The sequence below is a fragment of the Rhodococcus sp. NPDC059968 genome, assembly GCF_042738615.1.
Lineage (GTDB): Bacteria > Actinomycetota > Actinomycetes > Mycobacteriales > Mycobacteriaceae > Rhodococcus_F.
Genome location: NZ_JBHWUE010000094.1, coordinates 1 through 23,594, shown reverse-complemented (window position 1 = coordinate 23,594; position 23,594 = coordinate 1). Strand labels below are relative to the sequence as shown.

Here is a 23,594-nt window from a genome sequence, read left to right as displayed (position 1 = left end):
CTATGGGGAGGCGAGGCAGATTGCGAGGACGAGGACAGGTGAGTGGGCGGAATTACTACGCATCGGTAACTCCGAATTCCGCGGTACCACTGATGGCGATTCCGCCCGTCTGGCGGGTGCAGGTCAGGACGACGGTGGCGATTTTCGTCCCGTCGGGCGCCGTGTCGATGCCCGTGATCTCTCCGGTGCAGGTCAAAATATCCCCTGGCCACACCTGCTCGCGGAATCGGACACCGAATCGCCGGACATTTCGGGCACCCAGCCAGTCGGTGGCGAAGGTTGCCAGCAAAGCACTCTGGTGCATTCCCTGGGAGAACACGGACGGGTTTCCCGCGGCGCGAGCCAGCACGTCGTCGTAGTGCATCGGGTTGAGATCTCCCGACGCGCCGGAGTACCGCACGAACATCTGGGTGGAGAGCGGGCCGAACTGTCGCGGTTCGGCCTTCGCGCCGGCCACGAGCGGAGCTGTCGTCGTCATTTGGCACCTTCTTTGGCAGCGGTTTCGATGAAAGTTCCGCGCGCTTCGGCGATCAGTTCGCCTTCAGGGGAGTGGAATTCAGTCGCGATTACGGCGAACCGCATCAGACCGCCCTTCTTGCCGGGCTTCTCGAATCGGTCGATCACCCGTTCCCTGGCAAGTAGTCGATCCCCGGCGGTGGGGAGCGCACGGTGGAAGATGTACTCCTGCTCGCCGTGCAGGAGGCGCTTGCGCTCGAACCCCAGTGTCAGCCGCACTCCCGGCGGCGCCCATTGCGCCGCTGTGATGAGAAAGGTCGGCGGGACGATCGCGTCGGCGCCGTCGTAGTCGGGATTGTCCGATTGCATGGCGGCGGCGAACTCGCGAATCTTGCCACGCTCGATGAACACCTCCCACTCCTCGCTGACAGCGCCCTTCGGCGCGGGTTCGGTCGACGGGATCGTCATGATGTCGTGCTCCTTCTGGCGATGTGGTCGGCGAGATACTGCCGAGTGAGCTCGACAGCGGTAGTCGGATAGGTTCGTGCCGTGGCTTCGTCCAGGCCGTCGCGAGCGAGGAGCAGCGCCAGTCGGTTCGTGATCAGTGCCAGCACGAACGCGGCGAGCATCGTGTAGTAGGTGATGTCCCCGGTGGGCCGCCCGCCGAACTCCACGTAGCGACGAACGATCTCGTCGTCGTCGGGTACTCCCGGCAGCCGGGTGAAGCCCAGAGACTCGCACAGGTAGCGCTCGAACATCAGCCACCAGCCCAGGTCGATGTCGGGTGGCCCGGTGGTGGCCGTCTCCCAGTCGAACAGTGCGGCAACGGAGAGGTCGTCGGCGAAGGACATGTTCCCGACGCGTGCGTCACCCCAGACCGGTACCTCGGCGTCAGTTTCTGGCGCGTGGTCGAGTAGCTCGGCGAGTGCTTCCGCGAGGACGTCCGAGCCCACGACCAGATCGCCGCGGCACCATTCGTACCATTGGCGAAGGCGGTCGAGATAGCGGTGAAGTGCCGTGCTCCCCGAATGGTCGGAACCGTTCCGGAGGTATGCGAGATCGCTCTCGTCAGCTATCCCGTGCACGGCGACGAGTGCTCTGATCGCGTTGTCGCAGAGCGTTTCCCGTTCCAATTCGGTGAGTTCCACCGTCCAGCCCCGCTTGTGCCAGCTGGGGACGTCGGAGGGAGTGCGGCCGTGCACCCTCGTCATGAGGTAGAAGGGCGCGCCGAGAACGCTCGCGTCCGGTTCGATCAGGACGATGTCCGGGGTGTTGACGCCGGGGTGGCGACCGAGTCGGTGCATCACTTCCGCCTGCCGGACGGCGTCGGGCTCCACGAACAACTGGTGGTTCGACGCCTGCATGCGCAGCACGAGGTCGGCACGTCGGCGGACGCCGTGGATATCCGACCAGGATGCAGTGAAGAACACCGTCTTGCCGGAATATCCCGCGTCGGGAGCGGAGAACTCCGATATGTCGAAGTCCCTGTGCGTCTCGGGAACCAGTCGCGCAGGCAGCCATCGCGTGAGGACGTCGCGCACGGCGCCCTCCAGTTCGCCTCTTGTCGCCGTGTAGGCCACGTGGGTCCCTCCGTGCTTCTACTTCGAGTCGTCGTGCCGGTTGTCGTGCCGGGGAGATCCGGCACGACGGCTGATCCGTCGTTCACGACCATTTCTTTATATGACCAATACTGTCAGAATAGGCGCATGAATGATGAGAAATCCACCCCCAGGCCCGGCACGGCCCCCGTAGCGGTCCGGAATCGGCTCGGTCTCGGTGCGTATGCCCTCCCCGGCCGGGTGCCCGACCCCCGGCCCGCCATCGCCCAGGCGGTCGAAGCCGAACGGCTCGGCCTGGACACGCTGTGGCTGAGCGAGCGGTGGGGAACCAAGGACTTCGGCGTGCTTGCCGGAGCGTTCAGTCAGGTCACGAGCACGATCAAGATCGCGGCCGGCGTCACCCATCTGCAGTCTCGGCATCCCGCGATGCTGGCCTCGCTGGCGATGACGGCACAGGGTCTCTCCGACGGCCGGATCGTGATCGGAGTCGGCCGTTCGGTCGACCGGATGTGGAGCGCTGTCGGACTCCCCAAATCCACGAATCGGTCCCTGGTCGACGCCGCCGACATCTTCCGCCGTCTGTGCCGCGGCGAGAAGGTGACCTACGACGGACCTGCGGGCGTCTACCCCGCTCTTCGCCTCAATGACATCCCTGACCAGCCTGTTCCTCCGCTCGTCTTTGCTGCGATCGGCCCGAAGGGGCTCGAGCTCGCCGGTCGTCACTTCGACGGAGTTCTGCTGCATCCCTTCCTCACACCCGATGCCGTCCGGCGGTCGGCAGTGGCAGTCAGGGCGGCCGCTGTCGACTCCGACCGTGACCCGGAGTCCGTGCGGATCTACGCGACGGTGGTGGTCGCATCCGGCCTGGATGCGGACGAGGAAGCTGCGGTCGTCGGCGGGCGTGCCGTCACCTACTACCAGATCCCGACATTCGGGGAGCAGCTCGCGAAGGTGAACGGTTGGGACCCTGACCTGCTGGCGGCACTCCGCGCCCACCCGCAGCTCGCCGGTGTGAAGGGAGTGGCGGATTCGGTCCGCACCCGCGCGCAGCTGACGGAAGCGGCGCGGTCTCTGCCCGCTGAATGGATTCGGGGTGCTGCAGCGCTCGGTTCGCCGAGTGAGTGCCGGTCGATGTTCGACAGGTATCGCGAGGCGGGCGCCGACGAGTTGGTTTTGCACGGCAGCACGCCGGATCAATTGGGCGACGTCGTGGACCGCGCCTGAATCGACCTTGCCCTAATGTGACATTACTGCCAGAATTCGATGTGCATACGCGCTACCTGAGGTTTACGTACCTCGGTGCGGGGCGCGTCGATCGCCACAGAGGGCGATCTCCGGACGAGAGGGAACCAGTGCACAACTACGAGGGCATCTACGTCTCCGGGAAATGGTCTCCGAGCGCAGGCGCACGAATAGCGGTGACCTCGCCCGCCTCGGGCGAGGTGCTCGGGCACGTCACCGCCGCCACCGCCGAAGAGGTCGGAGCGGCGATTGCCGCGGCCCGTGATGCGCTCGAGCGCGGTCCGTGGGCCACGACGACCGCCGCCGAGCGGGCAGCCGCGATCGGCCGGCTGGCCGATGCGATCGAGGCGCAGTCCCGGGATTACGCCGACGTGGTCTCTGCCGAAGTGGGCTCACCTCGGAAGTGGGCGTCCTTCGGGCAGATCGGAACCGCGCTCGGAGTTCTTCGCACCTTCGAGAAGATAACGCCCGAATACCGTTTCGAGGACCGTCGGACGTCGGTGATCGGCGGAGAAGTCCTGGTGCGGCAGCTCCCGGTCGGTGTCGTCGGTGCGATTCTGCCGTGGAACGCGCCGCTGTTCACCGCCTTCCTGAAGCTGGCCCCCGCACTCGCCGCCGGTTGCACGCTGGTGCTCAAGCCGTCGCCCGAGGCTCCGCTCGCATTGTCGAAGCTGACGGCGGCAGTGGAGGCCGCCGGGATTCCGGCGGGAGTGATCAACATCGTGTCCGGTGACGTGCAGACGGGCGAGGCTCTGGTGTCACATCCCGGTGTCGACAAGGTGAGTTTCACCGGTTCGACGGCGGCAGGCAAACGCATCGGCGCCGTCTGCGCGGCAGACATTCGCCGGTGTGGCCTCGAGCTCGGCGGAAAGTCCGCTGCCGTCGTCCTGGACGACGTTGTTCTCGACCAGAAGGTCGTGTCGGGTCTCGTCACCGGGGTCATGGCGAACAATGGTCAGGTCTGCGCCGCGCAGACCCGTATCCTTCTGCCGCGCAGTCGCTACGAGGAGTGCGTCGACGCGATCGCCGCCGCCGTCGCCGCGCTGACGGTCGGGGACCCGGCGGATCGTTCGACCGACGTCGGGCCGGTGATCAACGGTGCCGCGCGCGAACGGATCGAAGCCCACATCCAGCGCGCAGTGCAGGACGGGGCGCGGGTGGTCGCCGGCGGCTCCCGTCCCCACGGTCTCGACACCGGTTGGTATGTGGCGCCCACGGTGCTCGCGGATGTCCACAACGACATGGCCATTGCGCGCGAAGAACTCTTCGGGCCCGTCTGCGTACTGATCCCGTACGAGGGAGAGGACGAGGCTGTGGCTCTCGCCAACGACTCCGACTACGGACTCGCAGGGGCGGTATGGTCCGCGGACGCCGCGCGAGCGGCGCGCGTGGCCGCTCGACTTCGCGTGGGATCGGTATCGGTCAACTCACCCGCACCACTCGACTTCGGCAGCCCCTTCGGCGGTTTCAAGCAGTCGGGTGTCGGCAGAGAAGGTGGTCCGGAAGGTATCGCCGGATACCTCGAGCCGCAGTCGATCATTCTCTGACCCCCAGGACACTCACTCGCGTCGACACCTGCCGGTGCCGCGCCGATGGAAGGAATTACATGGAGACGCAGGCTGCAGTCCTGTGGGAGCGAAACTCTCCCTGGTCTATCGAAACCATTCAGCTGGACCCGCCCAAGGAACAAGAGGTTCTGGTCGAGTTGCACGCCTCCGGGATGTGCCATTCGGACGAGCACATCGTGACCGGAGACATGCCGTTCCGGCTACCGTGTATCGGTGGCCACGAAGGCGCCGGAGTCGTCAAGGAAGTCGGTTCCCACGTGTCGTGGCTGCAACCGGGCGACCACGTCGTGTTCGGGTTCATTCCCTCGTGTGGTCGTTGTCCGTCGTGCTCGAACGGTCACCAGAGTCTGTGTGACCTCGGAGCCAAGATCTACAGCGGGCGTCAAATCTTCGACGACACCGCACGCCACCACATCAGGGACGAAGATCTCGCGCTTGCCTGCGGTATCGGGTCTTTCGCACACCACACCGTGGTCCACGAGGCCAGTTGCATCAAGATCGAACCGCATCATCCCCTCGACCGTGCCTGCCTCCTGGGTTGTGGCTTCGTCACCGGCTGGGGTTCGGCCGTGTACTCGGCAGACGTCCGGCCCGGCGAGACCGTCGTCGTCGCGGGTGTGGGCGGTATCGGTGCCGCGGCAGTGCAGGGAGCGAGAATCGCTGGGGCGCGCACCATCACGGTCATCGAGCCCTCCGAATTCAAGCGTGAGGAAGCCAAGCGGATGGGTGCTACCCACGTGGCGGCGTCGTGGGAGGAAGCCCCCGAGGTCGTCGCCGAGGCCACGTGGCATCGTGGTGCCGACAAGTTCATCTGCGCGATGGGTGTGGGGGAGGGCCGTTTGGTGGCGAAGGCCCTGGCCATGACCGCGAAGCGCGGCCGGCTGGTGGTGACGAACATCCACCCGATGGCGGAGCGCGAGATCGCGGTCAGCCTGATGGACCTGACACTCACGGAGAAGCAGATCGTGGGAAGTCTCTACGGCTCGGCCAATCCGCGTGCCGACATCCCGAAGCTGCTGGAGCTCTGGAGTTCGGGCGGCGTCGACCTCGATTCGATGGTGACGAGGGACTACCCGCTCGAGAAGGTCAACGACGGCTACGACGACATGCGCGGTGGCCGCAACATCCGCGGAGTCCTCCGCTACCCCGCGGCGGATGCGTGATCGCCCGAGCACACGCACTGTAGGTTCCGGGATGGCCACGGGTGAAGCGGGCGGACACCTGGGGATATACCGATTCAGGCGCCATTCCGCCGAATCGCGTTCCCCACGCCAGCGCCAGCACCGCCGAGGCCGACGGGCTCATCGATCGTCCGGGTTCCTCGACTCGATCCGGATCGGTCGGTAAACGCACGTCCCACACGGTAGGCCCGATGCGGGCGGCAGCCAATTTCGTCCGCAGCGTCGGGGTTTCGAGTTGCGACGCCGATCCCGCTGTACACCGTGTTTCATCATTGATGTCAAAACACGGTGTACAGCAACCGGTTACGCCCGGCTAGCCACCTTGTGTCAGGTTGCGATGACAACCTGCTGGTAGACGGGTCGGCCTCGGCTGGAACAACGTGTCACCTCCAGCTGGGAAAATATTCGTTGTGATGGCGCCATTCTCGGGCGCCGCTACCGGGTGCGGTCGGAGATGACAGTGTTGCGTAACCGGGCAGAGTGCTGACGGACCTCCCTCGACTCATCTTCGGTGTCGGAGTCGTGAACGAGGTCCGATTTGCGAACGAGAATATTGCCCACTAGTCCAAGGACTGCCCCGACCCCGATATACCAAGGGATGGCGCCAGAGTTGCCAGCGGCGGTGAGACCTTCGGCGATGAGCGGAAACGTTCCACCGAAGAGGGCCACGGAGAGCATCGACGGCAATCCCACGCCCACGGCTCGCACTGCTGGAGGGAACAATTGAGGGCCGACCATGGCGAAGGGGCCTGTTACAGATCCGAGGACAGTGAGGTACAGCAGTGCTCCGGGCAGAATGGGCACCACCCCGGTGGAAAGTCCGATGATGACGGGCAGTGTGCACACCGCTAGGGTCACATACCCGATCCGCAATATCCGGAGGCCGCCGAATCGGTCCGCGAGGAATCCCGACACCAAGATGACGAGGATCAAGTACACCGTGAAGATCGGCACGTACCCTGTGACTTGCTCCTTCGTCGCGACGCCGGCATGGGAAAGGAACTTGGCCAGGTAGGCGGTGATGAAGTACATGCCCATGGTGACCGGGATGAGCATGAGGAAGATCGCGGCAGCCTGGCGGGTGCGTGCGCGAAGTAGTGGAAGTTGACGCGGACGTTCGTTCTTCACTTGTTCGGTGAAGATCTCGCTCTCTGGCGCGGCGCCCCGAATCCACAGCGCGACCAGACCCATAACGGCGCAGACGATGAAGCCCACGCGCCAGCCGCCTGACTCGAGTCCCTCGGCGCCGTAGATTCCCAGCAGGATCGCCAGACACGCAGTCGCCAGCATCTGCCCGACATAGCTCGAGGCGCTGGCAACCGCGCCAAAGAGGAACCGTCGATTCCGGGGCGCTGTCTCGAGAAGGTACGTTCCGACTGCGGCTTGCTCACCACTCATCGACAGGCCCTGGAAGAGCCGGGCGAAGACGACGATGACCGCTGCCCACACACCGATGGTGTCGTAGCTGGGCGTCAGCGCGATGACAAGTGCACCGGCGGAGATTATCGAAACCGAAACGACCAGCCCGAACTTGCGGCCCTGTCGGTCGATGATGCGGCCCATGATCACCGCACCGATAGGTCGGATCAGGAAGCCGATCGCAAAAACGAGGTAGGAGGCCAGCAGGCTCACCACTGGGTCATCACCGGGAAATATTGCATGTGCGAAGTAGGGTGCGAGGACCGCGTAGATCAGCCAATCGAAGCTTTCGACGATGCTGCCGGCCGTGGCAGCTGCGAGGAGGAGCCGCGACCGATCCTTTGCTGGGGCGTTGACCATGTGGGTTCTTCTTCCAGGAAGGTGTGATTTTCAGAAGGACTCGGGTGCCCGGAAGCTGACGATCACTGACCGACTGGGGGCATCCGGTGGACCGGTCTAGCTAACCGAAGGCCGCTCGTTGGTGGGGAACGCTCGTTGGAAGGCGGAGGCGAGTCTGAAGATGCGATCTTCGCTGCTCGGTGGGCCGACGATCTGCAAGCCCACCGGCATCCCGTCCACGAATCCACAGGGCACGGACACCGCCGGCAAGCCCAGAATGTTGCACAAGACGGTGTGTGGCGTGTAGTCCGCAGCCATCTTCTCGGGCCGGGTGGTCCATGCTTCGTCCCACTGCTCGACGGTCGGTGCGATCCACTGGCTCGTCACCGACAACAGAAGGTCGTATTCGCGGAATAATTCCCGAAACTTGTTTCCGTTGCGTGCTCGCCATTCGAGCGCTTCGCGATAGAGCCGTGAATCGACTGGCGGCAGGGGCGGGGGATTGTTGCCGACCTCGATCTCGTATACCGACGGTTCGCCGGGGGCCGGCCCACCGCCGCGGTTGCTTGGTTCCCAGACTTGATCGGTCGTCTCCACGGCTGCCCCCAGAGACCGTAGTTTGAAGGCCATCTCGCGAACCGCTGCGATAACCCGTCCGCTCTCCGGCGATGCGTGCTTGGCCGCGTATCCGTAGTCATCGGTCCAGGCCAGGCGCATGCCCCCGACACCGGCATCGAGGGCGGCGAGGAAATCAGCGGGCTCGTTCTGGATGCAGATGTAGTCGCGGGCGTCCGGTCCAGCGAGGACCTGCATCACCAAAGCGGCGTCTCGGACGTCCCGGGCCAGCGGTCCGTTTGTCGAAGTAAGCCGGAACTTCGGCTGCCGGTAGTCGACGTGGGGGACGAGGCCCCTTGTCGGATGCACCCCTACGACGCCGGAAAACGCTGCCGGCAGGCGTGTGGATCCACCGCCGTCGCTGCCGATGGTCACCGGCAACAAGGCCGCTGACGCGGCGGCCGCACCACCGGAGCTCGACCACCCGGGAACCCGAGACGTGTCCCATGGATTGCGTGCCTCGGCGTCCCAGTTATAGCTACCCATCGTGGGTGCCTCGGGCCTCGAGTCCTCGGACCTTGCGATTCCGGTGCCCATCATGGTGTTGGTGCCTACCACGATCGCTCCAGCACCCCGCAGGCGTTCGACAGCGATAGCATCGAATTCCGAGACGCCGTACGTTCCGGTTCGCGGGAACGCGAACGGCACATCCTTGACTGCCAGATTCTCTTTCACCGAGATCGGGAGACCGTGGAGGGGGCCGAGCTCTTCCCCTCGCCGGCGAGCCGAATCCGCTTCCGCAGCTTCGTAGCGGGCTCGTTCCGGATCGAGTGTCGCGAAGGCATGGAGCTTCGGCTGAAACTCGTCGATCCGGCCCAGGAAGTGGTTGACGACTTCCACGGCGGAGACATCTCCGCGTGCGATGAGATCGCGGATCTCCCATGCCGGTAGCCAGGTCAGCTCATTCATTCTCGCCTCTTTCGTGCTGGGGCGAGCGCTCGAAGCAGTCGAGTTGCGTCTCGCCCCCGGGTGAATACTTTGACCGGATAAGTCAAAGTAAGAGAACCTTCGACCTAATGTGTCAAACTGTCAAGGGGGCGAAGGGCCGTCACCCGAGTCGTAACAGAGGATTAACGCTTCTGGGGAAGAGGGCAGAGATGAACGGATCGGAACCGCTGTCCGCAGTGTCCCGCGCGGGTGCCGCGCGAGATGGAGCCCTGAGTGCGGGCTGGCAGGAACGACGCCAGCGGGTCGCCGCCAAAATCGAGCATGCTGCGTTGGAACTGTTCACCGAGCGTGGATATTCCGAAGTGACCGTCGACGAGATCGGCACTCGGGTGGGGTGCTCGCTTCGTACGGTGACCCGCTACTTCCCGAACAAGGAAGACTTGCTTCTCGACTTCCACCGCCGGAAGAATCAGGTGGTCCTCGACGAGTTCGCGCGCCTCGAGCCGTCGCCCGATCCTGCCTCCGTGATCTGGGCTGTGTGGATGGCCCTGACTTTGAACACGCAATCGGGTTTGGATGGATACCTGCTCTGGAAAAAGGCTGCCGCCACAGCCCCTGAGGTGATGGACAGGGCAAACGGCGAGCGTCGCCGGAGTGTCCAGCTGGCATTGACTGCCTTCATTTCAGCCTCATTGGGTATCGATCCGGACACCGACATGCGTCCTCAACTCATGGCTGCAACACTCGAGGCGGCCAACTCGGCTCTGGTGAACTTTTGGGTTACGCGCGGTGGAGTCGAGGATCTGTACTCGATGTATCAAGATGCCGCCCGGTCAATTTCAGAACTGTCCGTCAGCATCCTTGATGCGGAAGCGTTCCCGGCGATCGGAGCCCAGCGGTGACAGAGATCGATCCTCGAGCCGACCATCACGTAACACCTCACGGGGCCGGTCACGTATCGAGTGGATCGACCGCCTGGGTCTCGACTGCAGTCTTGCTGCTCAGGGGAGTGTTCGGCAGCACCAGTGCGGAAACAAGTCCGAGGAGTCCGAGCGGCGTGCACAGCAGGAAGAGGTCGCCGATGCCGTCGGCGTACGCGGCCTGAAGCTGTCCGCGTAGGGGTTCGGCGAGGTCGGCCACGCGCGGAACAGATGCGTTCACCAACTCCGATTCGCCTCCGGCAGTACGAAATGCGGAGATTCTCGTGGCGAGAACAGCGCCCAGGATGCTGACGCTCATCGCGCTCGCGAGTTGACGGAAGAACGCGGGCAGCGCGCTGGCGGCACCCAGTTGGTGCGGCGGCGCGCAATTCTGCGCGACGACGAGAAGATTGTGCATCAAGACGCCGATCGCGAACCCGATGCACAGAAGATACACGGATACCGCGGTCAGCCCGGACGAGACGGTGAGGGTCGACAGACCGGCGAGCCCGCAGACGAGCGCAACGCTGGCGAGGACGACCCAGCGCTTCCACAATCCGGTTCGGCTGATCCGGTGTCCGACTACGGAGGCAGCCAGAAACGTCGCGACCGACATGGACAGCATGAACATTCCGGACACCGAGGCGCTGAGGCCTCGGGCGATCTGCAGGTACTGACTCATGAATGTCGGTACTGCCAGCATCGTGACACCCAATGCCGTACTGGCGATCACGACGCGGGAGATCGAGGGATTCCTGAGCAGCGCGAGGGGGATGACGGGCTCGCGGACCTTCGCCTCGACCACCGCCGCGGCGAGGGCGCACACGACCGCACCACCCAACACGACATACGACGTCGGTGACAGCCAGTCGAACTGATTGCCCGCCAACGTGACCCACACCATGAGCGCGCATGCGCTCACCGAGATCAGGCCGGCGCCGACCCAGTCGATCCGGATCGGACGATGGTGGACGGGCAGGTGTAGGGACCGCTGAAGGAGTACCACGGCCGCTATCGCGAAGGGGATGCCGAGGTAGAAGTTCCAGCGCCAGCCGATGGTGTCGGTGACGATCCCCCCGATGACGGGGCCGCCGATCGTGCCGATGCCGATGACCCCGCTGATCAGGCCGGCGTAGCGCCCGCGTTCGCGCGGGCTCAGGAGATCCGCGAGCAGGACCGGCCCGACGGCGATCACACCTCCGGCCCCGATTCCTTGAAGGGATCGGAACCCGATCAGCACGACGGTGTCCGGTGCGAGCCCGGCGAACAGGGATGCGACGACGAACACGGCGATGGCAGCGAACATGAGCTTCTTGTGGGAGAAGAGGTCGGCGAGCTTTCCCCAGATCGCGAGGCTCACCGTGGTCGTGAGCAGAGTAGAACCGACCACCCAGGTGTACGCGGTCTGATCCCCGCCGAGTTCGTGCATCATCACCGGCAGGGAGGTGAGGACGGTCGTCGAGGCCAGCGCCGCGAGAACGAGACCGAGGAGGGTACCCGTCAGCGCGAGCATCCGGTCCTGCCGGCTGTGCGGGTGCACGGCGGCATCTCGGATCGTGTCTCGGGTGTCTTCTGAAGTCGCCGAGCGCGAGCGCATTCGGGTGCGCCACACGTCTCGAGTGCTCATGTCCGCCTTTCCGGGCGCCGTCGAATGTCGCGAAAGGGGACGTCGACAGTGCCAGATCGCAGAGACGTGGAGAGGGTGCCGCTGTTCGGCACCCTCTCCACGTCACATGCAGTTGTCCGACAACAACGTCGGGGTCAGAGGATTGCTCCGCTCACCTTGTATTCGATGATCTGGTCCATGCTCAGGCCGAGTTCCTCCAGCACCTCGTCGGTGTGCTCACCGTGTTCGGGTGCGCGGGTGACCTGGCTGGGCTGCTCATTGAACTGCACCGGTGCCGTCACGAGCTTGAACGGAGTGCCTGCCGCGTCTTCGAGGTCCGCGATGTAGCCGTTTGCCTCGACCTGAGGGTCGGTGACGACCTCGCGCGGCTTCTGTACGGCCGACCACACCCCGTTGATGTCCTTCAAAGCCATCTTCCACTCGTCGAGCGTCTTCTTCGCGAACCCTGCCGAGATGGCGGCAATGCACGCGGCCCGGTTCTCGGCACGCTTCGCGTGGCTGTCGAACCGGGGGTCGTCGATGAGCTCGGGGCTCTCCAGCACCGTCATCAGCTCGGGCCAGAAGCGGTCGGATTCGAGCATAACGATCGAGATGAACCGATCGTCCGCGGTCTTGTAAGTGTTGACCAGGGGGTTTGCGGCCTCGGACTGAACCGGCTTGGGGTACTCGTCGATCTCGAAGGCATGCGCGCCTGCGATCGTCGCGCCCATCGCCCAGGACCCCATCGCGAGGAGCGAGCTGTCGACGACGAGCGCTTCGCCGGTCCGTTCCCGGTGGAACAGCGCCGACGAGATCGCTCCCGCGATGGTGAGGCCGCCGAGGGTGTCCCCGTAGGCGGGACCCGGCATGTTCACCGGGTACTCACTCGACGCCGGGGTGACGTTGTCGGCAGCTCCGCTGCGACCCCAGAAGGACGACATGTCGTATCCACCGCGTTCGGCTTCCGGTCCGCGCTGACCGGCAGCGGACCCGCGGACATAGATGATCTTGTCATTGTGTGCACGAACGTCGTCGACGTCGATGCGTAGCTTCTTGCGCGCCGAGGGGCGGAAGTTCGTCAGAAACACGTCGGCCGTGGCGACGAGTTTCATCAACAGCTCGCGCCCTTCCTCCGACTTCAGATCGAGCGCCACACTCCGCTTCCCGCGGTTCGGCAGCTCGAACATGTGATTCACGCCGCCGGCGGGGATCAGGCCGGAGCTGACCAGACCGCGTTGCGGGTCTCCGCTTTCGGGGTGCTCGATCTTCAGGACGTCGGCACCCCACTCGGTGAGGATGGCGCCGGCTACGGGCACATAGGTCCATGCCGCAACCTCGACGACTCGGATTCCGTTCATTACACCGACCACGGTGATGCTTCCTTTCCGGATGGGGGACAGCGGCAGGTGCCGAAATGGGTACGGCGCCGGTAAGCCGGCGAGCCCTGGCGAACCTGGAGACACTGTGAACCTGAAACCTCTGAGGAGAAGTATCTGACTCAGTGTACATAAAAATGCGAAGTTTGTGTGTTTCGCATCACAAGACTATCGAATGTACGGCTTCGGGCTGGTGGTGGGGGTGCGCGAATGGGTCGACGGGTCATGAAGTACCACTGCATGGCCCGGAAACGCCCGCATCTCCGACTGCTCGAATCGCCTTCTGCCAGACGTGCCACTCGATGGTCCCGATCGATGCGCGGAGTAATCAGTTGAATTCTGCACCATCAATCTGACACGACGGGTACTTTGAGAATGGTCATCTGCCCAGCCGGTGGCGGATCGGGTATGCGCGTCCTCGCTCAAATGCCTATTGGTGTGAACATAGGTGTCAGAGAGTTGAAAGGCGAGGGATGCTTCCCTGGGACGGTTCGGGCGTCGCTGAACACTTTCGCGAGCTTCTCGGCATCGTGACCGGACGGACTATCGGCGGGCATGCAAACGTCGGTGGTCCTCGAATTCTCCAGCGCATAGGCGTAGAGATTCGAGTGTGCGCTGCAATGTCACCCTCCCGCGTTTGGGTGCCGGCGTCAGGAACACGCGCTTCCCGGGTCGATGATTTCGCTCCACTCTTTCGTGACACAACCATCAGATGCTAGGGTTCGCCCAAGGTGACCGAGGTCACGTCTCATCCGTTTCGCGCGGCTGATCGGTATCGGGCACCCGTCAGCGGCAGTTCTTTGGAGGAACTCGATGTCAAACCAGTCGGGACGAATGCTCCCCGAGGTGACCGCGGAGTCGCGGGACTTCTGGACCGGAGGATTCGAAGACGAGCTACGCATCTATCGGTGCCGGGCGTGCCGTGGGTGGATTCATCCGCCGGTCGGCGCGTGCTGGCGGTGCCACAGCCGCGACGTCGGTCCCGAGGTCGCCTCGGGTACCGGCAAGGTCGCGGCGTACACCGTCAATCACCATCAGTGGTTTCCGGCGTTCCCGCCTCCCTATGTCATTGCGGCGGTGGAACTAGACGATCAACCGGACGTTCGCCTGACCACCTGCCTCGTCGAGTGTGACGTCGACGCAGTCGAGGTCGGCATGGCGGTCGAGGTGGTCTTCGACGAGCAGGACGACGTGGCACTTCCCTTCTTCAGGCCGGTGACGAAATGACCTTTGTGGACGACCGTGCAGTCATCACGGGTATCGGGCAGTCTCAGATCGGACGCCGTATCGGGCGGACCGGTATCGACCTCGCACTCGAGGCCTCGGAGCGAGCGGTGGAGCATGCCGGACTGTCGTTCGACGACATCGACGGTGTAGCCAGCTACCCCGGTCCGGTGAACGCGGAGGGCGGCTTCGTCGGCGCGACGACACATGACGTCCGTGACGCTTTCGGCCTGAAGACCCGCTGGCACGTCAGCGGCGTCGAAACTTCCGGGCAGATCGGAACGCTTCTGGACGCAGCTGCCGCCGTGGCGAGCGGGCGCGCCACCCACGTACTCTGCTTCCGCTCAGTCTGGGAGGCGACCGCTCAGGCCTCCGGTCGCGCCGCGGCACTGACCGGCAAGATGGCTCGTGCCAGTGGACACTCGGAGTTCCGGCTGCCATTTGGTGCGGCGTCGCCTGCCAACTGGATCGGCATGTACGCGCAGCGCTACATGCACGAATTCGGGCTCACCCGTGAGCAGATCGGCAAGCTCGTCATCAACGGCCGTCGTAACGCCGGTCTCAACCCCAATGCCATCTACCGGGATCCGATGACGATGGACGACTACCTCGGCGCCCGGTTGATCTCCTGGCCGCTCGGTCTCTACGACTGCGACGTTCCGTGTGACGGCGCGACGGCGATCATCGTTTCGCGGCGCGAAGCGTCGGTCGGACTGAACAATTCGCCCCTCGCCATCGAAGCGGCGGGTGCGTCCCTCGCGCAGCGGCACACCTGGGACCAGCGAGCCGACCTCACGACCATGGCGTCCCACGACGCAGCGGACTCGATGTGGGAGACCACCAAGCTGACGCCCGGTGACGTCGACTTCGCGACGCTCTACGACGGGTTCAGTTACCTGACGACCCAGTGGATCGAAGCACTCGGGTTCTGTGAGCACGGCAAGGTCGGCCAGTTCCTCGACGAAGAAGGCCGCTACCGCCTCGACGGTGAACTCCCCATCAACCCACACGGTGGCCAGCTCTCGGCCGGCCGTCTACACGGATACGGCTTCCTGCACGAAGCCTGCGTGCAGTTGTGGCGGGAGGGCGGAGACCGGCAGATCGCCAAGGACGTCGAAATCGCCGCAGTCGGTATCGGTGGCGGACCCGAGGCAGGCTGCATGCTGCTACGTCGCGAAGGGTGACGAGATGACTACCGCAGAATCCACCACTTCCCGCGGCACGTGGTCCAAACGGCTGCGTGGCGGCCGAAAATGGCGTGCGCTCCGTTCCAATCGGGCGGCCATGGTGTCGCTCGCCTTTCTCGTCCTGCTCGTGCTGGTCGCAGTATTCGGTTCCGTCCTGATGACTCACGACCCCAACGCGCAGGCACTCAGTGCGCGTCTGCAGGGGCCGAGCGGTGAACATTGGTTCGGCACCGACGGTTACGGACGTGACGTCTTCAGCCGCATGGTCGACGCAACCCAGGTCGCCGTACTCGCAATCGTCCAGGCAATGGCGCTGGCGGCGATCATCGGTATCCCGTTCGGACTTCTCGCCGGACTGGTGGGCGGTCCGGTGGACGCAGTGCTCAGTCGTATCGCAGAAGCACTGCTCGCGCTGCCTCCGCTGATCCTTGCTCTGGCGGTGGTCGGTGTGCTCGGTCCCGGACTGACGAACGCCATGATCGCCGTCGGAATGCTGCTGGCGCCGAGACTGTTTCGCATCGCGCGGTCCGAGGCGCAGGCCGTGGCAGGCGAGTCCTACATCGAGGCCTGCCGAAGCGTCGGGTGCTCGAACTTTCGGTTGCTGTGGCGGCACGTTCTTCCGAACGCGAGCTCTGCCCTGATGATCCAGGTGACGTTCGGTGCCGGAATCGTCATCATTGTCGAGGCGAGCCTGAGCTTCCTCGGACTCGGTGTCGAGTCACCTCAGGCCAGCTGGGGATCCATGCTCCAGGACGCGTTCCAGAACGTGAGCGTCTCGCCCAGCTTCATGATCGTGCCCACCGCCGCGATCGTGCTGACGGTGCTGGCTTTGTCGACGTTCGGTGACGGTATGCGTGATGCTTTCGAAGGGCGTGGAGCAAATGGCTGACAAGACACTACTGGCGGAAGACGAGGCGGTCGCCGATCACGTCGACCTCGGGCAGAGAGTCCTGGAAGTCACGGACCTGTGCATCGATTTCAAGACTGAGCACGGATGGTCCCGTGTGGTCGATCATCTCGACCTCGTGTTGCGCAGAGGTGAGACGCTCGGACTGGTGGGAGAGTCCGGTTCGGGCAAGACGGTCACGTCGTTGGCGATCATGGGGCTGCTCTCCGGACCCAAGGTTCGGATCACCGGCTCGGTCCGCCTGGAGGGCCGAGAGCTCATCGGCCTGTCCAACCGTGAGATGAACGACCTCCGTGGCAAGACGATCGGCATGATCTTCCAGGAACCGCGCCGATCCCTCAACCCCGCCTTCACCGTCGGCGATCAGATCGCCGAGGTGGTGCGCAGGCACAAGACGGACGTCGGGCGCAAAGAGTCCTGGGACCGTGCCGTCGAGATGCTGGATCTGGTCGGTATTCCAGATCCGGAGAAACGTGCGCACGAATATCCGCACCAATTCAGCGGTGGTATGTGTCAGCGTGTGATGCTGGCGATGGCCGTCGCTTGCGAGCCGGTCGTCCTCATCGCGGACGAACCGACGACGGCACTGGATGTCACGGTCCAGGCTCAGGTGCTCGACCTTCTCACGGAGCTTCAGGAGCGGATGGGGCTCGGCGTCCTGTTCATCACGCACGACCTCGGTGTGGTCGCGCAGACGTGCGACCGGGTCGCTGTCCTCTACGGTGGCCAGGTAATGGAGACGACGGTCGCCGAGAAACTCTTCTACGAGCCCGAGCATCCCTACACCGAGGGACTACTCGCGTCGACTCCGGACGCTCAGGTGCGAGCCGAGCGACTCTTCGCGATTCCGGGAACCGTGCCCGCAGCCTGGAATTGGCCGAACGGGTGCAGGTTCCACCCCCGATGCGGATACGCCGCGGCGGGGCAGTGCGATGAGGGCACTGTCCCGCTCGAGGGTCCCGATCATCACCTGGTGCGCTGCGTCCGGTCCGATGTGTTGCGCTTGGAAGGAATCAAGGAATGAGTCCGATCCTCGAAATCGACAGCCTCGTCAAGTCCTTCGTCAAGAAGCGGAATCTTCTGGGCATCCCGACGGAACACACCCACGCCGTCAAGGACGTGTCGTTCACACTGGAGAAGGGCCGGACCCGGGCGATCGTCGGCGAGAGTGGTGCCGGCAAGTCCACGATCGGCCGGATGGCTCTGCGACTGGCCACCCCCGACACGGGTTCCGTGAGGTTGTTCGGAGACGACATCATGACGATGTCGGCGAAGGAGGTGCGCAGGCTTCGCCGGCGGGCGACGATGATCTTCCAGGATCCGTTCAACTCGTTGGATCCCCGAATGTTGATCGGCCAGTCTGTGGCGGAACCGCTCACCTTGCACACGAAGCTGCGGGGGAGCGCTCGTGACGAGCGGGTTGCGGAACTGCTCGAGCGGGTAGGGCTCCGCATGGACCAACTCGAGAAGTACCCACACGAGTTCTCCGGAGGCCAGTTGCAGCGCATCGCCATCGCGCGCGCGCTGGCCACTGAGCCGGAGCTGATCGTGTGCGACGAACCCGTAGCTGCACTCGATGTCTCGATCCAGGCCCAGGTACTCAATCTCCTGCAGGATCTGCAGCAGGAACGGCAGATCAGTTACCTGTTCATTTCCCACGACCTGGCTCTGGTGAAGATGTTCGCCCACGATGTCACCGTGATGCGACGCGGCGAGGTCGTCGAGTCGGGCACTACCGAGCAGATCTTCGAGGATCCGAAGGATCCGTATACGAAGGAACTGCTGTCGGCAATCCCGGTGATGAATCCGCGCAAGCGTGCCGCGAAGCGAACCCTGGTTGTCCAGGCATGAACCACGGGATCACCAGACAACCGATTTCACCGGTGTCGCCGACTTCTGCCACGTGGGCACGTCCGACACCTGACCACATATTTCGTCTAGTGAGGAGTCGGGTTTCATGCTCAAGCTCGTCGTCAGTCGCGTCGTAGCGGCGGTACCCCTGTTGTTGTTGGTGGCGTTTCTCTCGTTCGCGCTGCTCGAGTTGGCGAACCGGGGCACGGACCCGGCGGCTCGGATCGCGGGTGAAGGCGCCAGTGCGGATCAGATCGAGCAGGTGCGCCAGAACCTGAATCTCGACGCGCCCATGGTTGTTCGCTATGTCGAGTGGGTCGCTCATGCTCTCACCGGAGATCTCGGTACCTCCCTCTACAGTGGCCAGCCCGTGACCGATGCGCTGATGGAGCGGATCTGGATCACCGGCTCACTCGCGTTGTGGGCCATCGTGCTCACCGTGGTCATCGGAATCCCTCTGGGCGTGTGGGCAGCCGTGCGCCAGGGGTCCGTCGTCGACCGTGCGGTGACGACCCTGGCGGCGCTCCTCATGTCGGTCCCCCCGTTCGTCCTGGGCCTGGTTCTGGTGATCACGTTCGCGATCACTCGCGCCTGGCTCCCCGCGACCGGGTATGTGACGATCGCGGAAGGCGGGATCGTCGAATGGTCGCGCCATCTGATCCTTCCGGCGCTCGCACTGGCTGCGGTGTCCGCGGCGGAGCTCGCGCGTCAGACACGAGGTTCCATCGTCGATGCGATGAACAAGGACTACGTGCGCACCGCGCGCGCCAAGGGGCTCGCCGAGCGTGGAGTCCTGTGGAAGCACACCATGAAGAACGCGTCCGTCTCGATCGTCACGGTGCTCGGTATGCAGATGGGGCGCATCCTGGGCGGCGCGGTGACCGTCGAATTCGTCTTCGCGATATCGGGTTTGGGGATGCTCGGGTACACCGCGGTCGTGCAGCGCGATCTCCCCGTCGTTCAGGGTGTGGTCATCATCAGCGCGTTGGTGGTGCTGGTCTGCAATCTCCTGGTCGACATGTCGTACGGTTACCTCAATCCGAAGATTCGCAAGTAAAAGTGCTGTGCCGAAGCATGTTTCGGCTGCATCTGCACTACCCGAGAGGGCTGTCGGCTGTCTGCCGGCAGCCCTCTCGGGTGTGTTCGCCGGTGTGGAGCGAAGCCCATAGAAGACTTCTATGGGCTTCATCCGAAGCTTTCATAGCGAAAGGTGTTGCGCCTCTTGCAGTATGTGATCACGGTCACTAGCATTGGCCACGCACGCCAAGGCACGCGCAGTGAGTCGAAATGACCGTGAGCGCCGTGTCGGACGGGTCGACCATCGATGGGTCTCGGCCATTCGCGATTCCTTCCGATTCTCTGCGAAGGACTCTTGGCGCCATGCAGGCGAGTTTTGTGGACATGACGTACCGATCAAGGTGAGAAATGGGCGTGTGGGTATGAAGATCCGTAGCGGAGTTTCCTCCGGCATCAAGATGCTGGTGATGGCGGTCACGGTGGCAGCGGTCGCGTCCGCCTGCGGCGGCGGTGGGTCGACTGCGGGGGCTGTGAGCGGTGGTGAGGTAGACCGGAACGCGACGTTGAAGATGGCGTGGACGCTGGCTCCCAACAATCTCGATCCCCACCAGTCCAGCAACTATCAGGTTGATTTCAGTTACCTTGCCCCGGTCTACGATCGGCTGACGCAAGCAGTATCGGGGCCGGCGATCGAGCCCATGCTGGCGGAGTCCTGGCAGTTCGCCCCGGACGGCCTCAGTGCGGATTTCGTTCTCCGCACCGACGCGAAGTTTCACGACGGGACCCCGGTAAATGCCGCCGCCGTGGTGAAGAGCCTCGACCGAGCTCGCGACCCGCAACGGGCGCGTTCGGCAGGATCGCTCGCGGTGATCACCTCGGTGCAGGCCGTGAACGACAACACGGTGCGGATCACGACCAGCAGGCCCGCAGCCGACCTGCCGGCCATCCTCTCGACAACCACGGCGGCCATCGTCAACCCGGTCGCCATCGACGGTGGGGTCGACCTGTCGGTGGAGACGGCGGGATCGGGACCCTACGTGGCTGAGCAGGTCCGACGCGGCGACCGCATCATCTACAAGCGTTTCGACGGCTACTGGGATCCGGAAGCGCAGAAGGCAGCCAATCTCGAGATCATCGGTATCAGCGACGACAACGCACGGCTCAATGCCTTCCGAAGCGGTCAGATCGACGTCATGCTCGCGAAAGCCGGCCAGACCGACGAGCTGCAGACCCTGCTGCGACAGCCGCAGTACCAGATGCACACCTTCCCCGTGTCGCAGTACTACGCAGTGCAACTCGACATCGGACAGCAGGGTCTCACCGACCCGCGAGTACGGCAGGCTCTCAATTTCGCGATCGACCGGGAGAGCATCAACTCGGCGCTTCTGAAGGACCAATGCCAGCCGATCTCGCAGCCGATCGCCGATGGCGTCAACGGCCACAACTCCGATGTCGACGGCAAGTACACCTACGATCCGGACAAGGCGCGCCAGCTGCTGAAGGAAGCCAACGTGCCTGCAGATCTGAAGCTGCGGCTGATCACGGTGTCGGGCCTGTCACCGCAGCAGGAGATGGCAACCGCCATCCAGGCACAGTTGGCCGATGTCGGGGTGGGGCTCGAGATCATGCCGCTCCCCGCAGCCGATGCGCAGACCAGGATGGGGGAGGGGAGCTACTCACTCCTGAACCCGCGCCTGACGTACCCGACCCCCGCGCAGTCGCTCCAAACCAACTACCTCGTTCCGTTGCGCTTCCCGACGGCACCTTCGCAGGAGTTCACGGATGCGGTGAACCGCTCGCTGGACCCGAACACCCCTGACGGCGAACGCACCCAGCTGTACTCGGAGGCATCGGGTATCGCCTCGGAGAACGCATACGACATGTTCATCTGTGGTATTCCGACGCAGGCCGCATACACCGACAAGGTCGTCGGTGTCGACACCATCGGGCAGGCGGACTTCAGCGGAATCCTCGACACGCGGTACGTGGGCAAGACCTCCTGACCCTGTTCTCTTCAGGGTGTTGTCGGGCGAGGGGCGTTGGCCGGGCGTGGTTCCGGGGCGACGCCCCTCGTTCTGTGCGGCGCGGGTCAGTATCTGCCTCGATTCCAAGGAAATGGAGCGCATTCATGTTCGGTAGAAGTTCTCGTCGCCGTCGATACCCGGTGGCGTTCGCTGTACTGGCCGCAGGCGTCGTGGTCTCGTGTGGGACCGCGACCGGCGAGCACGGGGCACAAGGCGAGGTCGATCGCACGGCGACCCTGCGGGTGGCCGGAAACGTCGTCCCGAACAATCTCGATCCCCACCAATCGGGCAACTATCAGATCGATTTTCCGTTTCTGTCTCCGGTCTACGACCGGCTGACCCAAGCTGTCAGTGGTCCGACGATCGCACCGATGGTTGCCGAATCGTGGACGTTCGCCGACGACGGAAAGTCGGTCGATTTCACGCTCCGGGACGACGTAACGTTCCACGACGGTACGCCGGTGGACGCCCAGGCTGTCGTCGCGAGCCTTGCCCGCGCGCGTGATCCGCAGAAGTCGAAGGTGGCGAGCCGATTCGACATGGTGACCGGTGTGGACGCCGTCGACGGGAACACAGTGCGGATCTCGACCAGTCGACCGGCGCTCGATCTCCCCGCCGTGCTGTCGACGACCGAGGCGGCGATCGTGAATGTGGAGGCCCTCGATGCGGGACTCGACATCGGCCGAACGGACGCCGGTTCGGGACCGTACCGCTTCGATCAGGTGCGTCCCGGTGATCGTGTGACGTACGTGCGTTACGACGGCTACTGGGATCCGGACGCGCAGAAGCCTCAGCGGCTCGAGCTGATCGGAATGGCTGACGACAATTCACGGCTCAATGCGTTCCGTTCCGGACAAGTCGATGCCATCAAGGTCGACCCGGACCAATACGACGAGATCCGTGCCGTCACCGGGGGTTCGGGGTTCGAGGTACACGAGTATCCGACCGTCCAGTCGTACGCCGTCCAACTCGACATCGGCACGCCCGGACTCGAGAACGCGAAGGTCCGGCAGGCATTGAACTATGCCATCGACCGCGAGGGTATCAATTCGGCTCTGCTCAACGGAAAGTGTGCACCTCTGTCGCAACCGCTTCCCGAAGGCGTGGACGGCCACGACGACAGCAGGACCGCCCTCTATACGTACGATCCGGCCAAGGCGAAGGCTCTGCTGAAGGAGGCGGGGGCGCCGGAGAACCTGTCCCTGCGCGTGATCTATGTCGCGGGTGCGTCGCCGCAACAGGAGATGGCGACGTCGGTTCAGGCGCAACTTCGTGACATCGGCGTCGACGCCCAGTTATTGCCCATTCCGGCTGTCGATGCACAGTCGACATTCCGTCAGGGCGACTATGGGCTCTTGAACTCGAGGTTGGCGTATCCGATTCCCGGCCAGTCGCTGATGCTGAACTACATGGCCGACTACCGCTTCCCCAGCCCGCCGTCGGCCCAGTTCTCCGACACGGTGCTGCAGTCGCTCGACCCGCGGCTCGATGACGGCGAGCGAACCGAGCTGTTGCGCCGCGCCTCCGGCATCGCTGCCGACGAGGCATACGACGTCTTCATTTGTGGGGTACCGACGATCGTCGCGTACTCGAACTCGACGGTCGGCATGGACACTCTCGGGCAAGCGGATTTCACGAGCATCTTCGATGTGCGCTATGCGGGCAAGACGACGTCGTGATTCGCACCGAATGTCAGAAACTGCAGGAATTTCGCATTCCTGTGAGCTGTCGATCTCCTCTGCGTTGCCAAAGATCATGGCAATCGCTTCAAATCTGCTGCGACGATTGACGCCGGTGACCCATCTCACTACGATGACATGGTGTCAGATAGATCACTGACTATCCGGATGACGTCACGACCAGGACCTGTCATCCCATTCACCTAGGGAGTCGCTGTGCCGCTTCAGGACCATATGCATTTGATCTCGGTGGACGACCATCTGATCGAGCCGCCTACCGTGTGGACCGATCGGTTGCCCAAGAAGTTCCACGAGCAGGGCCCGCGGATCGTCGAGATGGACATGAGCCAGAGCCATGGCGACGAGGGATTGTCGGCGCTGCTGCTCGACACGGCCCGCCAGGGAGACACTGCGCCCAAGAAGAAGAAGCTCGCCGAGGTCTGGTCGTACGAGGGCCGGATCTATCCGAACATCGGCCTCAACGCGGTGGCGGGCAAGAAGCCGCAGGAGTACGGGATGGATCCCACGCGCTACTC

The 23,594-nt window shown here is 63.9% G+C and carries 19 protein-coding genes and 1 pseudogene; 13 read left to right on the top strand and 7 right to left on the bottom strand.

All coding sequences use genetic code 11. From position 1 onward, the window contains the following. Positions 1-55: 55 nt before the first annotated feature. The 3 genes from ACFWAY_RS42835 to ACFWAY_RS42825 are packed head-to-tail and all read right to left on the bottom strand — an operon-like array spanning position 56 to position 2,036. Positions 56-478 carry a MaoC/PaaZ C-terminal domain-containing protein gene (locus ACFWAY_RS42835; RefSeq protein WP_378514766.1) on the bottom strand — a complete coding sequence of 141 codons (423 nt, stop codon included), beginning with the start codon at positions 476-478 and terminating at the stop codon, positions 56-58. Then, positions 475-924, bottom strand: a complete 450-nt coding sequence (locus tag ACFWAY_RS42830) for a MaoC family dehydratase N-terminal domain-containing protein (RefSeq protein ID WP_378453898.1) — start codon at positions 922-924, stop codon at positions 475-477. The genes ACFWAY_RS42835 and ACFWAY_RS42830 overlap by 4 nt, the downstream gene beginning before the upstream one ends. Next, positions 921-2,036 (bottom strand): phosphotransferase family protein, encoded by a 1,116-nt coding sequence (locus ACFWAY_RS42825; RefSeq protein WP_378514765.1) that lies wholly within the window; start codon positions 2,034-2,036, stop codon positions 921-923. The genes ACFWAY_RS42830 and ACFWAY_RS42825 overlap by 4 nt, the downstream gene beginning before the upstream one ends. A gap of 219 nt (positions 2,037-2,255) precedes the next feature. Between ACFWAY_RS42825 and ACFWAY_RS42820 the strand changes: the two genes are divergently transcribed. From ACFWAY_RS42820 to ACFWAY_RS42810, 3 genes are all read left to right on the top strand, one after another. Then, positions 2,256-3,239 (top strand): TIGR03857 family LLM class F420-dependent oxidoreductase, encoded by a 984-nt coding sequence (locus tag ACFWAY_RS42820; RefSeq protein ID WP_378514773.1) that lies wholly within the window; start codon positions 2,256-2,258, stop codon positions 3,237-3,239. A 128-nt stretch (positions 3,240-3,367) separates the two neighbouring features. Then, complete coding sequence (locus ACFWAY_RS42815) at positions 3,368-4,804, top strand: aldehyde dehydrogenase (protein ID WP_378453900.1); 1,437 nt, start codon at positions 3,368-3,370, stop codon at positions 4,802-4,804. A gap of 59 nt (positions 4,805-4,863) precedes the next feature. Then, positions 4,864-5,988: an NDMA-dependent alcohol dehydrogenase gene (locus tag ACFWAY_RS42810; RefSeq protein WP_378514764.1), complete on the top strand. Its 1,125-nt coding sequence runs from the start codon at positions 4,864-4,866 to the stop codon at positions 5,986-5,988. A 453-nt stretch (positions 5,989-6,441) separates the two neighbouring features. Here the strand turns inward: ACFWAY_RS42810 and ACFWAY_RS42805 are convergent, their stop codons facing one another. Next, on the bottom strand, positions 6,442-7,785 hold the full coding sequence (locus tag ACFWAY_RS42805; protein WP_378514763.1) for an MFS transporter: 1,344 nt from the start codon (positions 7,783-7,785) through the stop codon (positions 6,442-6,444). A 96-nt stretch (positions 7,786-7,881) separates the two neighbouring features. Beyond that, complete coding sequence (locus ACFWAY_RS42800; RefSeq protein ID WP_378514762.1) at positions 7,882-9,288, bottom strand: amidase; 1,407 nt, start codon at positions 9,286-9,288, stop codon at positions 7,882-7,884. Positions 9,289-9,596: 308 nt separating this feature from the next. Between ACFWAY_RS42800 and ACFWAY_RS42795 the strand changes: the two genes are divergently transcribed. Next, on the top strand, positions 9,597-10,169 hold the full coding sequence (locus tag ACFWAY_RS42795) for a TetR/AcrR family transcriptional regulator (RefSeq protein WP_378514761.1): 573 nt from the start codon (positions 9,597-9,599) through the stop codon (positions 10,167-10,169). 49 nt (positions 10,170-10,218) lie between these two features. On the opposite strand, the gene ACFWAY_RS42790 is transcribed toward ACFWAY_RS42795, so the two are convergent. Continuing rightward, complete coding sequence (locus tag ACFWAY_RS42790) at positions 10,219-11,814, bottom strand: MFS transporter (protein ID WP_378514760.1); 1,596 nt, start codon at positions 11,812-11,814, stop codon at positions 10,219-10,221. 134 nt (positions 11,815-11,948) lie between these two features. After that, positions 11,949-13,151 carry a CaiB/BaiF CoA transferase family protein gene (locus ACFWAY_RS42785; RefSeq protein ID WP_378453909.1) on the bottom strand — a complete coding sequence of 401 codons (1,203 nt, stop codon included), beginning with the start codon at positions 13,149-13,151 and terminating at the stop codon, positions 11,949-11,951. 831 nt (positions 13,152-13,982) lie between these two features. Between ACFWAY_RS42785 and ACFWAY_RS42780 the strand changes: the two genes are divergently transcribed. The 9 genes and pseudogenes from ACFWAY_RS42780 to ACFWAY_RS42740 form a co-directional block, all read left to right on the top strand. Beyond that, on the top strand, positions 13,983-14,396 hold the full coding sequence (locus ACFWAY_RS42780; protein ID WP_009472413.1) for a Zn-ribbon domain-containing OB-fold protein: 414 nt from the start codon (positions 13,983-13,985) through the stop codon (positions 14,394-14,396). Continuing rightward, on the top strand, positions 14,393-15,577 hold the full coding sequence (locus ACFWAY_RS42775; protein ID WP_378514759.1) for a thiolase family protein: 1,185 nt from the start codon (positions 14,393-14,395) through the stop codon (positions 15,575-15,577). The genes ACFWAY_RS42780 and ACFWAY_RS42775 overlap by 4 nt, the downstream gene beginning before the upstream one ends. A 4-nt stretch (positions 15,578-15,581) precedes the next feature. Continuing rightward, a complete protein-coding gene (locus tag ACFWAY_RS42770) occupies positions 15,582-16,469 on the top strand; it encodes an ABC transporter permease (protein ID WP_378453911.1) in 888 nt (295 codons plus the stop codon). Next, on the top strand, positions 16,462-17,511 hold the full coding sequence (locus tag ACFWAY_RS42765; RefSeq protein WP_378453912.1) for an ABC transporter ATP-binding protein: 1,050 nt from the start codon (positions 16,462-16,464) through the stop codon (positions 17,509-17,511). The genes ACFWAY_RS42770 and ACFWAY_RS42765 overlap by 8 nt, the downstream gene beginning before the upstream one ends. Continuing rightward, complete coding sequence (locus tag ACFWAY_RS42760) at positions 17,508-18,338, top strand: ATP-binding cassette domain-containing protein (protein WP_378514758.1); 831 nt, start codon at positions 17,508-17,510, stop codon at positions 18,336-18,338. The genes ACFWAY_RS42765 and ACFWAY_RS42760 overlap by 4 nt, the downstream gene beginning before the upstream one ends. A 106-nt stretch (positions 18,339-18,444) precedes the next feature. Further along, entirely contained in the window at positions 18,445-19,395 is a 951-nt protein-coding gene (locus ACFWAY_RS42755) for an ABC transporter permease (RefSeq protein ID WP_378453914.1), read from the top strand. 382 nt (positions 19,396-19,777) lie between these two features. After that, positions 19,778-21,358, top strand: coding sequence for an ABC transporter substrate-binding protein (locus ACFWAY_RS42750; RefSeq protein ID WP_378514757.1), 1,581 nt, complete (start codon positions 19,778-19,780; stop codon positions 21,356-21,358). 125 nt (positions 21,359-21,483) lie between these two features. Beyond that, on the top strand, positions 21,484-23,058 hold the full coding sequence (locus ACFWAY_RS42745) for an ABC transporter substrate-binding protein (RefSeq protein ID WP_378514756.1): 1,575 nt from the start codon (positions 21,484-21,486) through the stop codon (positions 23,056-23,058). A 216-nt stretch (positions 23,059-23,274) separates the two neighbouring features. Further along, positions 23,275-23,594, top strand: a pseudogene (locus tag ACFWAY_RS42740) (amidohydrolase); the annotation flags it as partial.

Coding starts and splice junctions, on each gene's coding strand:
- ACFWAY_RS42805 (WP_378514763.1), bottom strand. CDS start 7,785: ATGGTCAACGCCCCAGCAAAGGATCGGTCGCGGCTCCTCCTCGCAGCT.
- ACFWAY_RS42760 (WP_378514758.1), top strand. CDS start 17,508: ATGAGTCCGATCCTCGAAATCGACAGCCTCGTCAAGTCCTTCGTCAAG.
- ACFWAY_RS42830 (WP_378453898.1), bottom strand. CDS start 924: ATGACGATCCCGTCGACCGAACCCGCGCCGAAGGGCGCTGTCAGCGAG.
- ACFWAY_RS42790 (WP_378514760.1), bottom strand. CDS start 11,814: ATGAGCACTCGAGACGTGTGGCGCACCCGAATGCGCTCGCGCTCGGCG.
- ACFWAY_RS42800 (WP_378514762.1), bottom strand. CDS start 9,288: ATGAATGAGCTGACCTGGCTACCGGCATGGGAGATCCGCGATCTCATC.
- ACFWAY_RS42750 (WP_378514757.1), top strand. CDS start 19,778: ATGAAGATCCGTAGCGGAGTTTCCTCCGGCATCAAGATGCTGGTGATG.
- ACFWAY_RS42780 (WP_009472413.1), top strand. CDS start 13,983: ATGTCAAACCAGTCGGGACGAATGCTCCCCGAGGTGACCGCGGAGTCG.
- ACFWAY_RS42810 (WP_378514764.1), top strand. CDS start 4,864: ATGGAGACGCAGGCTGCAGTCCTGTGGGAGCGAAACTCTCCCTGGTCT.
- ACFWAY_RS42765 (WP_378453912.1), top strand. CDS start 16,462: ATGGCTGACAAGACACTACTGGCGGAAGACGAGGCGGTCGCCGATCAC.
- ACFWAY_RS42770 (WP_378453911.1), top strand. CDS start 15,582: ATGACTACCGCAGAATCCACCACTTCCCGCGGCACGTGGTCCAAACGG.
- ACFWAY_RS42745 (WP_378514756.1), top strand. CDS start 21,484: ATGTTCGGTAGAAGTTCTCGTCGCCGTCGATACCCGGTGGCGTTCGCT.
- ACFWAY_RS42785 (WP_378453909.1), bottom strand. CDS start 13,151: ATGAACGGAATCCGAGTCGTCGAGGTTGCGGCATGGACCTATGTGCCC.
- ACFWAY_RS42755 (WP_378453914.1), top strand. CDS start 18,445: ATGCTCAAGCTCGTCGTCAGTCGCGTCGTAGCGGCGGTACCCCTGTTG.
- ACFWAY_RS42775 (WP_378514759.1), top strand. CDS start 14,393: ATGACCTTTGTGGACGACCGTGCAGTCATCACGGGTATCGGGCAGTCT.
- ACFWAY_RS42835 (WP_378514766.1), bottom strand. CDS start 478: ATGACGACGACAGCTCCGCTCGTGGCCGGCGCGAAGGCCGAACCGCGA.